This window comes from Endozoicomonas sp. G2_1, assembly GCF_017744155.1.
GTDB lineage: Bacteria > Pseudomonadota > Gammaproteobacteria > Enterobacterales > Alteromonadaceae > JAGHQT01.
Genome location: NZ_JAGHQT010000007.1, coordinates 118111 through 131942 on the forward strand (window position 1 = coordinate 118111; position 13832 = coordinate 131942).

Sequence of the window (13832 nt, forward strand, 5' to 3'; positions counted from 1 at the left end):
CCACAATTGTAGAACACTTAAGGGATAACTGTTGAATAAAAGTAGTGCGATAGGTGCCGAGTCAGAGCTCGTTACTGATAATAATAAACAAATACCTGAGTCAGATAGCAAAGTGCTTGAGCAGCCATCAAGGGTTGATCAGGAAAATCAAAAAATACTGACGCCGTTCGCCTTTGAAATTGATAAATCTCTTTTCGGCTTGTCATTGGCATCACCATGGCGCCGCGCTTGTGCGTTAACGATTGATGTTTTTTTGATCGCAATTTTAAGCGATGCACCCGGCGAGTTACTCGCGCTAGTCTTGGCGATAACTCTGTTTAAGCTCGCCAGTCGAAAATACAACGCCAAAGGTAATAGAGTCAGTAGGGGCTTAAAAACACTGCTAAATTTTGTTGCTGCTGTGATGCTATTTGTCGCACTATCGACGATATTACCATGGGTATTTGATAAGTTTGGCGTTAGCTCAACGGCTAGTGAACCAGATAAAAAGGACTCGCTCATATCGATAAATGAACAAGCGATAGACCTTGATACCAGTGTTGAACTTGCGGTGTTATCGGCCCATTACGGCAAGCTGATTAGTAATGAGCAATGCTCCGATACGACTTGTTGGTACAGCAACTTAGCACCTTTAGTTACTAAACTAAGCACAGAAAAAACACGCTCTGACGTCGCGGTTGAGTTTATTGATTTGATGGTTGATGGACTTGAACTCGCGGATGGTGAGCAAAGTGCGTTGAGAAAGCAGTTAATGAATCATTACCACAGTCAATTACTCAATGTCGAAATTAATGGCGCGCAATTGCCCTCGAAAGATACTAATCGCCGTGATAACGGCTTTGTTAGCAATGCTGTCCCAGCTAAAAAAGATAATGTGAATAAAACTGAGACTAGTCCAGCTAATCCTACTGAACCAACCAGTGCTGCCAATAAAGAAGAGAACAAACCGGTTTATTCAATTATTGCTTGGGTTAAAGGCATTATTAATGACTTAGGCCTGGGCTTTGGTTGGGCGGCGCTTTACTTTACTGTGTTTACTGCACTTTGGCACGGACAAACCCCAGGTAAACGTTTGTTTAAGATTCGAGTGCTACAACTCGATGGCTCACCGTTGTCTCTTTGGGACAGCTTTGGTCGCTATGGCGGATATGGTGCTGGCATAGCGACTGGCTTATTGGGCTTTATCCAGATTTTTTGGGATGCCAATCGTCAAGCCATTCACGATAAGATTTCGTCAACCGTGGTGATTAATAAGTCCAGTCATTAGTGACTGGGGGTAATACCAATGTATTTCTCGATAACCTTTTTATCTTTACCTGCAGCGAGGTATTGAGCGAGCACTCGATTAAAGTTATTCCTCAATGCTGGATTGTTAAAGCCAACATGGGCGGTAACCGGAGGTATGAGCGTATGCTCATCAATTTTATGGGCTTGGTTAGCAATCTTTTTGGTTATCGGCAGTTGATTGAGAAAATAATAAAAAATGTAGTAATCAAGCACAATCAAATCGACCCGTTGTTTGAGTAGAAGCTCTGGCAGCTTTGACATATCGTGAAACTCTCGATAATTATTTTGCTCACTCATTTGGCTAAACTGTTCGCCAAAATAACCAGTAGCGCCTTGAAAGGTGTAAATGGTCAAGTTTTTGATGTCAGCTAGTTGCTCAAAATCGAAATCGCGACTTTTTAAACTAAAAATTGTTGGACGATAACTAATAATTGGCTCAGACAAAAACAGTTTATCGGTGTCTGGTTGGTAAAAGGTTGGGACAAACAAATCTGCTTGTTTCATGGTGACCCGCGCAAGGTTGCGCTGCAAAGGAGAGAACTCAACGTTTACACGATAACCCAAGCTTTGCAGCACTTGCTTAGTAATGTCGAGATCAATACCTGACTCGTTCGCTGCAATCATGTGCGGCGGACCATCATCAGTTAGCAGCAATAATTCTTTGTCGTTGGCGAACGCTACCGAAATTGGCAACAGAGCATTAACGGCGATAAAGCCAATAAATTGGAATAAAAGAGCTATTTTTGCCATTCAAATCTTTGCTGCTAATAATACGAAAAATTGTATTAGCGCAGAGACAATCCATGCCGAGTATTGTTTAATCTTTTATATCACGAGTCATTCAATAACCTCAATGGTTAATTAAGGTTTTCAAATTGTTGGATTTTGATTGAGCATACAGGTGTGTTTTATAGAAAAATTTTGCATAATAGATTTTTTTCGTGATTTCGCTTTTAAAAATGCCGTTTTCAGTCCTCGATATTATTGTTTTACTATTGTTTTTGTTCTGTTGGATAGGTTACACCTACTTTGCCCGCAAAAAAGCTAAAACCACCGACTGTATCGCACGTTCGTTGCATCAACATCGAATTCACTGGATGTACGAAATTATCACCCGTGATATTCGGGTTGGCGAAGCGGCTTTATTGGCTAATTTAGAACGAAATATTGCTTTTTTCGCCTCCAGTAGTTTGCTGGTTATTGCCGGTATTTTGACTTTGTTTGCACAAGTTGAAAAACTCGAAGAAATCATTGCATCAATTCCGATGGCAGAACCGCCACATCACGTTGCTATTCAACTAAAATTGAGTTTGCTAGCGTTTATTTTTGTTTTGGCATTTTTTAATTTTACTTGGTCAATGCGTCAATACGGTTTTTTAAACGTCATGATTGGCGCTGCGCCAATTGATGAATCTGGCCTCAATAAAAATCTACACGACTACGCCAAGCAAATGGCAATCGTTCAAGACCAAGCGGCTCATGCTTATAATTACGGTTTGCGCGCTTATTACTTTTCACTGGCGGTACTCTGCTGGTTTTATCACCCTGCGTTGTTTGTGCTCGCCAGCGTGTTTGTTGTTTACACCTTATACATTCGCGAATTTAAATCAAAAGCGGTTCGCGCTATTACTACCGGGCAACACTTTCTCAATATTGAGCGTAAGCAGCGCTTTCCCGATTGGTGTGAGCAAGAAGCAAGAGCTAAAGTTCACCTCAATGAAAATGACAAAACGAACAAAGCTGATCAACAACATCAACCAAAAGACTCGGATAACGACTAAATGGCAAACCCACTTTACGCCAATTACGGGCCGAGAGATTTTGACAAGTTCGATTGTTTGAAGTTGTCGCTAGTGCTTTATGCCATGCTTGCTTTTGTACTGCGTGGTTATTTAGTGTGGTTAATGTCTGTGACAAATATGCGCGATCGGGTCAGTATTTTACAGCTTGCCTACCCGCAAACGTCTTTGTTTTATTTGAGTTTACTTGCTGGTGCGATTGGTTTGTTTGTCGTGTTGTTGATTTGCTTGCGCAAACCCAATGGCCCCGCGTGGGTAAAAAAATGTTGGCCTTATACGCGGTTGTTACTTATTGGTGCCTTGTTATTTGACTTGAGTGTCAATCTGGTTGGTTATTTTTATTGGCAATTACAATCAACTGAGTGGTTAGTAGCAGAAATTGGCATCATTGTTTTATTAATTGGCTTGGCTTATCGCAATCAACGTTTTTCTATCAATTTACAAGAGTTTCCAACACCGCTAGAAAAGCCCACAAAAACTAAGTAAAGGCAAAATAACCACTAACGGCGTTACTTTTAGTTAGTAAATAGGTAATGCTAACTCGATAGGTTAGCTCTGATAGCCTTCATCAACGGCTAAATTTTTGCCTTCAGCCGCAGTTCTTGCAAGTTGGTCGCAACGCTCATTTTCTGGATGACCAGAGTGGCCTTTAACCCAATGCCAGCTAATATTGTGGCGTTGGCTTTGATGGTCGAGTTGTTGCCATAAATCAACGTTTTTAACCGGCTGCTTGCTCGCGGTTTTCCATTGATTTTTTTTCCATTTGGCAATCCATTGGGTAATACCTTGGCGCACATATTGGCTATCTGTAGTTAGCGTGACTTGGCAAGGTTCTTTGAGTGACTCAAGAGCGACAATTGTCGCTAGCATTTCCATGCGATTATTGGTGGTGAGCTGATAACCTTTCGACAATTCCTTGCTGTGCTCTTTGTATTTTAACACTGCGCCATAGCCGCCGGGCCCTGGGTTTCCTAAACAAGAACCATCTGTGTATATTTCAATGTGTTTTTGCGTCATAGTGACCGTTTAATATCGTTAATCGAGAATTGTCGGTATGGTAACTGAGCCAAGGTTAACATGCGATCGATTTTCTGATTGTTTTACTGGTTTTCATTGGTAGCCGCTAGAGCCGACGTGATATTTCAGTATAATGTTGATACTTGTCAATAATTGGAACAACGCTTTGACGGCAAATAATCTCATGACATCAAATACTCAGAACAATCAACAGCAGGTAGAGCGCTTGGTTGTACTCGATACTGAAACCACAGGTATCAACCCAAAAGAAGGCCATCGAATTGTTGAAATAGGCTGTGTTGAATTGGTCAATCGACAATTGACAGGTCGCACTTACCACGCTTACATCAATCCGTTGTTTCAAATGGAGCAAGAAGTTATTGATGTTCACGGCTTAACCAATGAGTTTCTTGCTGACAAACCTCTGTTTGGCGATGTTGCCAATGAGTTTATCGAGTTTATCCGCGGCGCGGAATTAGTGATTCACAACGCTAAGTTCGACGTCGGCTTTATGGATCACGAGTTTCAATTGGCCAACCGAGGTTTACCTAATACTGGCGATATTTGTACAGTTACCGATACCTTGAAGGTGTCGAAGGATGAATTTGGTTCGCCGAAAACCTTAGATTATCTCGCTAAACACTATCGGGTAGACAAGTTAATCGACCGGACTTATCACGGCGCATTAATTGATGCTCAGTTACTGGCTTTTGTTTACATTGAGATGACGCGGCGCCAAGAAGCGCTTAACCTATCGAGTGGCGATCAAAGTGGTGATGGTCAAGACGCCAATGCGATTAGAAGGTTAACTAACGACCGCCCAGCGCTAAAGGTTGTTAGAGCATCTGCCGATGAAGAGCAAGCACATCAAGATAGGTTGGCAATTATCGCCGATAAAGGAGCCACACCTATTTGGCAATAAAGATGTCGCTAAGACTAAAATAACTCTAACAAGTGTAGGATAGGTGCTTTGATAACAACGACGATAAAAAAGCTCATTTGTTGTGGGGCGATAGGCACATTGATTGGCCTTAACCCATTAGTACAGGCAGAGCAAGAAATAGCCGCAGTAAAGTTTCTCAATGAAAATGAGCGCGCCAATCAAATTCCGTATTTTGACAACCGATTTCGCATCGACGCACAAGTCGAGGAAATTACCTTATTATTCTATCGCGTTGATGGCGCACCGCCAGTGATTTTGATTCGTCCTGACGGCAGTAAGCTGCGCATTCACGATTTCCCGAAAGAGCGGGTCGAATGGTTTGACGATCGCAGTTTTGACATGATCAAAATTAAAAAGCCGATGCCAGGCCCTTGGCAGGCGGTTGGGCAAATTTTGCCAAACAGTGAGTTAATGGTTGTTTCTCAAGTTAACCTAACCGTGGAGCCCTTGCCAAAAGTGTTATTAGCGGGTGAAACGCTGAAAATTACTGGGCGTTTATCCAACGGCGATCTAGCCATCGACCAGCCGGCATTTAGAAACGTTGTTCACCTCGATATTGATTTTGTCAGTACTAACAATACTGAGTATGACAATTTCGGTGCCGAGCCAGTCAAGCTTGCCAGTTTTAGAGACGATGGTCGCGGTCTTGATGAATACGCCAGTGATGGCTTGTTCACCGGTGAGTTTGAGCTCAGTTTTGCTCCGGGGGAGTGGCAACCTGTCTATTCGATAAAGCTGCCAATGGCAACTCGTGAATTGAAACAAGAAAAAGTGGTGATACAAAAAGCGCCAGTCACGGTCAGTGTTAACACCACCAATGATGAAAAAGGCTATCACAAAGTCACTTTTGATATTGACGCAAGCTTTGTTGACCCCGACAGTTTAATTTTCCAAGGAAAAATACAATTTCCTGATAAACAAATGGATCCGTTTTCGATAAGTGAAGGTGAGGGCAGTGGCGTCACTCGAACGATCGATTTTGGTTACACTGAGTCTGGTGTTCATCGACTGATGACCAATGTTTTTGGTAAAACCATTCACGGGCGCGACTTTCGACTAGTATTGCCTGAATTTGTTTTTAATGTTGAACACCAAGCAGTAGTGCTTAATGAAAACCTAACAGGCAATAGTGACGGTGCATCACCCGCGGTTGATGTCGCTAAATTACTTGCTGAGCAAGCGGAAAAAGACAAAGCCTTGCTTGAAGAGCTTAAACTGCAACAGGCGATGGCCGCTGAGCAAGCGCAAAAGCAGAGTTTGTACATTATTATCGGGAGTAATATAGCACTGTTATTGATTGGTACTGTCGCCTTGTTGATTTACCGAAAACGTAAAAATAAGGGCTAAAATCTCGTTTGCTGTCCGATATTTACCCGTTTTGGCTAGCAAACGGCCAAATGAAAATTTTTATTAAAAAAGTGGTTGACTGTCTGCAATCATAACCGTATTATTCCCGCCGCATTCAACGAGACACTGTTGAATTAAGATTTTATCTGCGGAGTGGTAGTTCAGTTGGTTAGAATACCGGCCTGTCACGCCGGGGGTCGCGGGTTCGAGTCCCGTCCACTCCGCCACTTAAGGTCTTATATTGCATTACTGCGGAGTGGTAGTTCAGTTGGTTAGAATACCGGCCTGTCACGCCGGGGGTCGCGGGTTCGAGTCCCGTCCACTCCGCCACGTTGTGCAACAAACATATTTTTATCTGCGGAGTGGTAGTTCAGTTGGTTAGAATACCGGCCTGTCACGCCGGGGGTCGCGGGTTCGAGTCCCGTCCACTCCGCCACTTAAAAGTATGTTTTATTAGTTTGTTTATTACTGCGGAGTGGTAGTTCAGTTGGTTAGAATACCGGCCTGTCACGCCGGGGGTCGCGGGTTCGAGTCCCGTCCACTCCGCCACTAATAACAAGCTAATATATCTCAAATGTGTGTCAAAAAATTGCAAAAAGTATACTGCGGAGTGGTAGTTCAGTTGGTTAGAATACCGGCCTGTCACGCCGGGGGTCGCGGGTTCGAGTCCCGTCCACTCCGCCACCTACTTTTAGGCAATATCTAAAACTAAATTCTCTATTCTTAAAAACTCTTTCAAAATCAAAGATATCTTATAATGTTAATAAGATACTATTCAGTTGTCGCAATAACTTGATAGTGTTGATTTCTAATTCTTTTGAATTCGCCATTATCGATACTTTTCTTAATGATATTTTCTAGTTGTTCGGTTCGTTGTGCTAAAAATGACGATTTACTGATAGCGATATAGTAGTGGCGTTTCTGTACTGGTTGAAAATTAGCTTGGACGATTTGTTCGCCTAGCTGCATTTTCTTTAAGGTCAGTTCGGTACTCTCTGCATTGTGAAAAAAAGCATCTATTCGTTTGCTATTTAATAGCTTAATCTTTTGGCTCAAAGAAAGTAGCTGGATCTTCGCTAAGCTATTGTCGTTGTCAAACAAGTCAAAATACTGAGCGCGCTCACTAACGCCAATTAATAGAGAAGTTAAGTCTTGGTACTTGTTGACCGATGTTTTGTTTTCTGCTCTGACAAAAAGCGCTGAGGCATCACTGTAATAAGGCGGGTGGATGTATATCAGGGTATCGCTTGTCGGGGTATTAAAGTCTTGAATACCAAAAACTAAATCTAATTCTCCCGCCTGTATAGCTTTAATTTTTCGAGCAAACGGCATTAGTTTTATCTCTACTGGCATCGAGAGTTCGTTTGATAGGTATTTGAGGTATTTACTGTGTAAACCAGTTGGAAAGTCTGGTGAAACCGCTGAAATAAAACCTTGTTCTGCGGCATAGACGCTTGTTGAAATGCTCAATAGTGTTAACGCGGCGACTTTTTTAGGCTGGATTTTCGCCAGTGCCGATAAAAAAATATCTTTTACATTTAACGCTAACACTACATAAATCCTTTGTTGAGCTAAATCAATTGTGAACAATAAGTTTTTAATTGCTTCCAATATAAATCAAAATTCTGCCACAGACTAGATGTTGAGTAACCAGCTCATCACTTTTTTTATCATGGCTTCAATTGGCAACCAGTCGATATCATCGACGGCGACCGCGAGGTGACGATATTCTATTTGGGTAAATAAGGTCAACATAATTTCAGCATGTGTTTCTGCGTCAGCAGGAGCTAAATGTTGACACATACGGACAAAAGGCTCCCTTAGTGCTAACCAATGCTTGTCGGCTAAATCGGCTAATTCTGGCGCTCTGTGTACTTCAGTGAATAGTAGCTGTTCTACCGCCAGAGAAGTCGGCTCATGGCGTAATTTATTGTCGATGTACGCGCGTGCCATTGAGGTCAACTGCGTAGCGATCTCAAGTCTTGTTTCAGCGTTTACTGACTGGTCTAACGAAATCTCGCTAAGTGCATCAAAAGTCTGTTGCCATGCCGTCATCGCCGTTGCCATGATAGCGTTTGAATTGAGAATAAAAGCTTGTTGAATAAGCTCTTGAATATCTTTGAAATAATAGGTTGTCAGTGATAGTTGCAACTGCGCTTGTTGCGCTACGGCTCGGTGGGTTGTTCCTTTTATACCGTTTTGCGCTAGCACAATAATTGCTGCGTTTAGAATACTTTCTCGAGTGCGTTCTCCTTTGCTCCGTCGCTTGGGTTGCGCTTGCTGATCTTTATTTGCTGACATGCTAGTAGTAAAATTATGTTCGAATAATTCAATAGTAACAGTTTTTTCAGCAAATAAAAAAGCCCTGTAATAACAGGGCTTTTGTGATTTCTAGGACGAACTAAGCGGCGTTTTTCTTAGTTTCTGTCATGAGTAATGACTTGTCAGCAGCAAGCTCGATTGGGTCGAAATCGTCAACGTCGATGACGGCTTTGCGAGCTACTTCAGTTTTGCTAAGCAATTCAGCTTCTTGTGCAGTAATTGCGTTGGCAGCTAAACCTTTTTCTGCGACTAAGTCGAGACGGAAGAACGGCAGTTTTTCACCAGTCGCTTGACAAACTTTGTCAAAAATTGGTTCACAAGCCAAAATATCGTCTAAGGTTTGCTCAAGTTGGCCTAAGATGTTGCCAGACTCACGAGTTAAGTATTGACCTTGACCAATACGGTTACGGCTTTCACTAGGCGTTTGTAAAATACGCGCAACTTTGTGCTCTGTGCGATCAGACGGCTTAGTTAACCAAGTGCCGAATGGGAAAATCACTAAGCGCAAGGCAACTGCAACGGCTTTGTTCGGGAAGTTACTAATGAGTTCGTCAATCGCTTGTTGAGCTTTGTATAGACTATCTTCTACCGCCCATTGCATTAGTGCGACATCGTCGCGTTGACGACCTTCATCGTCGAAGCGCTTCAACGTTGCAGAAGCTAAGTATAGGTAACTTAGTACATCACCTAAGCGGGCTGAGATGCGTTCACGACGTTTCAAGTCGCCACCAAGCGTTAGCATGGCGATATCTGACAGCATTGCAAGGTTAGAGCTAAAGCGGGTCATTAATTGATAGTAACGGCGGCTTTGATCTTTGTATGGTGCAGCCAAGAAGCGAGCGCCAGTTAAAGAGAACCACAAGCTGCGACAAATGTTGCTAATAGAGAAGCCAATGTGACCAAATAACGCGTGATCAAAGTCTTTTAAGCCTTGGCGTCTGTCTTCATTACCCGCCGCTTGAAGCTCGGCTAGTACATAAGGATGACAACGAATAGCACCTTGACCGTAAATAATCATGTTGCGGGTTAAGATGTTGGCACCTTCTACGGTAATTGCCACAGGTGCACCTTGGTAACCGCGAGCTAAGTAGTTATTTGGCCCCATACAAATACCTTTGCCACCGTGAACGTCCATGGCATCGATAATTGATGAGCGCATTTTCTCAGTAAGGTGATATTTAGCAATTGCAGACACTACAGATGGTTTTTCACCTAAGTCGATTGCACCTGTAGACATGGTAGTCACCGCGTCCATTAAGTAAGCGTTACCACCTAAACGAGCCAGTGCTTCTTCAACACCTTCCATTTTACCGATAGGTAATTTGAATTGACGGCGAATTCGACTATAAGCACCGGTTGCCAAAGCGACAGACTTAATGCCACCAGCACTGTTAGAAGGCAAGGTAATAGCACGGCCTACTGACAAACACTCAACCAGCATACGCCAGCCTTGACCCGCCATTTTAGGACCACCAATAATGAAGTCTAGTGGTACGAAAACGTCTTTACCTTGAGTAGGACCGTTTTGGAACGGAACGTTCAATGGGAAGTGACGACGACCGGTAATAACACCGTCTAAGTCAGTTGGGATTAACGCACAAGTAATACCTAAATCGACAGTATCACCTAATAAACCATCTGGATCTTGTAGTTTAAACGCCAAGCCTAACACTGTCGCAACTGGTGCTAAGGTAATGTAACGCTTGTCCCATGTTAGGCGCATACCTAATACTTCTTCACCGTTAAACTCACCGCGACACACGACACCAAAATCTGGAATAGCACCGGCATCTGAACCCGCTTCAGGGCTAGTTAATGCGAAACAAGGGATTTCTTCACCACGTGCTAAACGCGGTAGGTAGTGATCTTGCTGCTCTTTAGTACCATAGTGCTGCAACAATTCACCTGGGCCCAATGAATTAGGCACGCCGACGGTGCTTGCTAGTACGCTGCTAGCACCGGTAAGTTTTTGTAGAACACGTGATTGCGCGTAGGCACAAAACTCAAGACCGCCATATTGCTTTTTGATGATCATGGCAAAGAACTTGTTGTCTTTTAAGTATTGCCAAACTTCTGGTGACATATCGGCGCGATCATGAGTTGTGTGCCAGTCGTCAACCATGCGACAAACTTCTTCAACTGGACCATCTAAAAACGCTTGCTCTTCAGCGCTTAAACGAGGTTGAGGAAAGTTGTGTAGTTTTTTCCAATCAGGGTTACCGCGGAATAAGTCTGACTCGAACCAAGTCGTGCCGGCATCAAGCGCTTCTTGTTCAGTGCGAGACATTTGCGGCATGATACCGCGGAACAAATCAAGTAATGGCTTACTGATGTACTGTTGACGAAAACTGGTCATGTTTAATGGTACCGCTAACGCGGCAAACACTAACCAACCAAAGATAGAGACAACATTGTAAAAGCTGCCAATAAGCATAAGTACAGCAAATAACGCTGTATAGGTAGAAAGAGAGGCTCGAGAATAAGCCATATAGCCACTGAGGGCTAGTGCACTAATTATCCAAATTAAAGTATCCACAAATACTCCTTAACACATAAGAGGTCAGACCACATGATTTAAGAGTAATCGTTAATTGCGATAATTTCAAATATTTTTTTCATCAGATGAATTTTATTTATCTATGGAATGTTAAGATAATCGCAACAACACACACGGTTTTATAGAGGATTGAATTCACTATGTGTGAACTCTTGGCGATGAGCGCTAACGTACCAACTGATATTTGCTTTAGTTTTTCGGGATTGATGCAACGAGGCGGCAATACTGGCCCACATAAAGATGGTTGGGGCGTGACCTTTTATGAAGGTAAAGGCTATCGCAGTTTTAAAGACCCGCTGCCAAGTGCGCAGTCACCCATTGCTAAACTTGTTACTGAATATCCGATTAAGAGCCAATCTGTTTTGTGCCATATTCGGCAAGCCAATTCTGGCGCGGTGAGTTTAGAAAACACCCATCCGTTTACGCGACAAATTTGGGGTCGTCACTGGACATATGCTCACAATGGCCAGCTCAAAGATTTTAAACAAGCATTGCCAGTTAAGTATCATTTGCCGGTTGGTGACACCGACAGTGAACACGCTTTTTGTTGGTTGCTCGACCAATTACACGTCAAATATGGCAATGAACCAGCTAAAACAGAGCGTGTTTTTGAATTTGTCGCTGAGCTATGTGAAAAGATTAATAAGCTCGGTGTTTTTAATTTAATTTTAACTAATGGCGATCAACTTTTCGCATATTGTGCCAATAACTTACATTGGTTAACGCGCAGAGCGCCCTTTGGACAGGCGAGCTTGATTGATGCTGAAATGAGTGTTGATTTTCAACAGGAAACGACACCCAATGACATCGTTACCGTAATAGCCACACAACCATTAACCGATGATGAAAATTGGCACAAAATGATGCCAGGGCAGTGGCAATTGTTTTGCCAGGGCGAGCAGTTAGCTTCGGGGCAGGTCGTGAGCACTTATCACGAACCCTACCTTGTTTGTGAGTAAGTCGCTATTGAGTAAATTCAATCAGTTCAGCTTTGAACTCTTCGTCTTTATTTTTAATTTGCTGAATTTTCACTAACATGTAGTCGAGCTCGGGGGCAAACCAAACGTAGGTGACTTTGCGCTTGCGTTTAACTTCGCGTTTGTAACGGACGGCTTTTATTTCACCGTAGGGTAAGGTAATAGTTTCTTCAAGATCGAATTGATAACTGCGCTCTTTAATATTGCCCTTGCCAGAAAACGTTGTATAGCTAAATTCAGTTGATGTTGGCTGAGTTAACAAATTGACCCGTTGTTGTAGGTGATAACTCAACGGATCTTGAATTGCTTGGCTGTAATCGAGTGTTAGTTGTTCATTTTTCAGTTGGTTTTTGACCACGCCCTGATCTTGGGCAAATAACCAGTGATAGTACTTGTTTGGTCCTGTCCCTGAGCGCTGAAAACTGTATTCGAGTGGTATTACCCGTTGTTGTTCAAGTTTTACTTTACTGAGCTCTTGGCGTTTGTCCGATAAAATAAACCATTTCATATCGGTGTCATAGCTAAATTCAGCACTGTGATTGTCGAGATATTTTAGTTTGCGCTGACCCGTGCCTAAATCTTTTTTGCCACGAGATATTTTGTATTTTGCCTCAAAAGCAGGGATTAACTGGTGAATCTCTTTTACCGAACTTGATACTTGCTCATTGGCGAGTTCGTTACTTACAGATAGTGCTGATGCAGCCGATGGCAATAATAAGTTTGGCAGTAGTAATAGTGAAGTGACTATCGTTGAACGAGAAAGTAGAGCAAGCTTAAAATTCATTTATATACCTCGTTATGAAGACAGTAATTTAAGTGATCTCAGTTAATGTGGTTGAGCACTCACTGAGATCGTTGATGATGGCTTATGATAGTTATTAAGTGTCGTCGTTGGCATACCCGCCCGTTGGCAAAATTGCACCATCAAGCTCTGCGTTACCAGCAACCATTTTCAGTCTATTTTGACCAAACCACTTTACCACTAGAGGGTAAATACGGTGTTCTTGCTCGTGGACACGACCCGCTAACACCTGTTCATCGTCTTCAGGGAAAACTGGTACCTTAGCTTGTAAAATGACTGGACCACCATCTAACTCTTCGGTAACAAAGTGAACACTGACCCCATGCTCTTTATCAGCGGCGTCAATCGCTCTCTGATGAGTATGCAAACCTTGGTACTTAGGCAACAAAGACGGGTGAATGTTCAACATTTTTCCCAAATAATGTTGGACAAATGTCGGTGTTAAAATACGCATAAAGCCCGCTAGCACAACTAGATCAGGCTGATGCTGATCAATTTGCTCAGCTAATGCACTATCGTAAGCTTCGCGGCTGTCAAAATCTCGATGAGATAGACAAGCCTGAGCAATGCCAGCCTGCTGAGCGCGTGTTAAGCCGTAAGCATCGGCTTTATTGGAGATCACCGCAACAATTTCAATTGGGTAGCTAGGGCAATTGCAAGCGTCGATCAACGCTTGCAAATTACTACCACTACCAGAAATTAATACCACTACGCGTTTTTTTGACAGGCTTTGTACGTTTTCTGTTTGAGAAGTTATCATTTTTCTTAATCGCTTATTTCA

At 42.8% G+C, this 13832-nt stretch carries 13 protein-coding genes and 5 tRNA genes; 11 read left to right on the forward strand and 7 right to left on the reverse strand.

Annotated features, from left to right (window positions below; all coding sequences use genetic code 11):
* The first annotated feature begins 31 nt into the window (after positions 1-31).
* Positions 32-1267 carry an RDD family protein gene (locus J7384_RS10545; RefSeq protein ID WP_209113793.1) on the forward strand — a complete coding sequence of 412 codons (1236 nt, stop codon included), beginning with the start codon at positions 32-34 and terminating at the stop codon, positions 1265-1267.
* Here J7384_RS10545 and J7384_RS10550 read toward each other — a convergent pair.
* Complete coding sequence (locus J7384_RS10550) at positions 1264-2037, reverse strand: transporter substrate-binding domain-containing protein (protein ID WP_209113795.1); 774 nt, start codon at positions 2035-2037, stop codon at positions 1264-1266. The genes J7384_RS10545 and J7384_RS10550 overlap by 4 nt on opposite strands.
* A gap of 209 nt (positions 2038-2246) precedes the next feature.
* Between J7384_RS10550 and J7384_RS10555 the strand changes: the two genes are divergently transcribed.
* Both J7384_RS10555 and J7384_RS10560 read left to right on the forward strand, forming a co-directional pair.
* The gene (locus tag J7384_RS10555) at positions 2247-3068 is read left to right on the forward strand and encodes a DUF599 domain-containing protein (protein WP_209113797.1); all 822 of its coding nucleotides are present in this window, start codon (positions 2247-2249) and stop codon (positions 3066-3068) included.
* A complete protein-coding gene (locus tag J7384_RS10560; RefSeq protein WP_209113799.1) occupies positions 3069-3572 on the forward strand; it encodes a DUF2919 family protein in 504 nt (167 codons plus the stop codon).
* A 63-nt stretch (positions 3573-3635) separates the two neighbouring features.
* On the opposite strand, the gene rnhA is transcribed toward J7384_RS10560, so the two are convergent.
* A complete protein-coding gene (rnhA, locus tag J7384_RS10565; RefSeq protein WP_209113801.1) occupies positions 3636-4103 on the reverse strand; it encodes a ribonuclease HI in 468 nt (155 codons plus the stop codon).
* Between the two features lie 184 nt (positions 4104-4287).
* Between rnhA and dnaQ the strand changes: the two genes are divergently transcribed.
* The 7 genes from dnaQ (at position 4288) to J7384_RS10600 (ending at position 7077) form a co-directional block, all read left to right on the forward strand.
* A complete protein-coding gene (dnaQ, locus tag J7384_RS10570; protein WP_209113803.1) occupies positions 4288-5025 on the forward strand; it encodes a DNA polymerase III subunit epsilon in 738 nt (245 codons plus the stop codon).
* A 48-nt stretch (positions 5026-5073) separates the two neighbouring features.
* Positions 5074-6393, forward strand: coding sequence for a TIGR03503 family protein (locus J7384_RS10575; RefSeq protein ID WP_209113804.1), 1320 nt, complete (start codon positions 5074-5076; stop codon positions 6391-6393).
* A gap of 150 nt (positions 6394-6543) precedes the next feature.
* Positions 6544-6620 (forward strand) — tRNA-Asp (locus J7384_RS10580).
* A 26-nt stretch (positions 6621-6646) separates the two neighbouring features.
* Positions 6647-6723, forward strand: a tRNA-Asp gene (locus J7384_RS10585).
* Positions 6724-6752: 29 nt separating this feature from the next.
* Positions 6753-6829, forward strand: a tRNA-Asp gene (locus J7384_RS10590).
* A 36-nt stretch (positions 6830-6865) separates the two neighbouring features.
* A tRNA-Asp gene (locus tag J7384_RS10595) sits at positions 6866-6942 on the forward strand.
* Positions 6943-7000: 58 nt separating this feature from the next.
* Positions 7001-7077: transfer RNA gene (locus J7384_RS10600), tRNA-Asp, on the forward strand.
* Between the two features lie 87 nt (positions 7078-7164).
* On the opposite strand, the gene J7384_RS10605 is transcribed toward J7384_RS10600, so the two are convergent.
* The 3 genes from J7384_RS10605 to fadE form a co-directional block, all read right to left on the reverse strand.
* Positions 7165-7944: a transporter substrate-binding domain-containing protein gene (locus J7384_RS10605; protein ID WP_209113806.1), complete on the reverse strand. Its 780-nt coding sequence runs from the start codon at positions 7942-7944 to the stop codon at positions 7165-7167.
* A gap of 84 nt (positions 7945-8028) precedes the next feature.
* Positions 8029-8694, reverse strand: a complete 666-nt coding sequence (locus J7384_RS10610; protein WP_209113808.1) for a TetR family transcriptional regulator — start codon at positions 8692-8694, stop codon at positions 8029-8031.
* Between the two features lie 100 nt (positions 8695-8794).
* The gene (gene fadE / locus J7384_RS10615; protein WP_209113810.1) at positions 8795-11251 is read right to left on the reverse strand and encodes an acyl-CoA dehydrogenase FadE; all 2457 of its coding nucleotides are present in this window, start codon (positions 11249-11251) and stop codon (positions 8795-8797) included.
* A 161-nt stretch (positions 11252-11412) separates the two neighbouring features.
* On the opposite strand from fadE, the gene J7384_RS10620 reads away from it, so the two are divergent.
* Entirely contained in the window at positions 11413-12231 is an 819-nt protein-coding gene (locus J7384_RS10620) for a class II glutamine amidotransferase (RefSeq protein ID WP_209113812.1), read from the forward strand.
* A 4-nt stretch (positions 12232-12235) separates the two neighbouring features.
* Here the strand turns inward: J7384_RS10620 and J7384_RS10625 are convergent, their stop codons facing one another.
* Positions 12236-13033 carry a DUF3108 domain-containing protein gene (locus J7384_RS10625; RefSeq protein ID WP_209113814.1) on the reverse strand — a complete coding sequence of 266 codons (798 nt, stop codon included), beginning with the start codon at positions 13031-13033 and terminating at the stop codon, positions 12236-12238.
* Between the two features lie 94 nt (positions 13034-13127).
* Complete coding sequence (purN, locus tag J7384_RS10630; protein ID WP_209113919.1) at positions 13128-13778, reverse strand: phosphoribosylglycinamide formyltransferase; 651 nt, start codon at positions 13776-13778, stop codon at positions 13128-13130.
* Positions 13779-13832 lie beyond the last annotated feature (54 nt).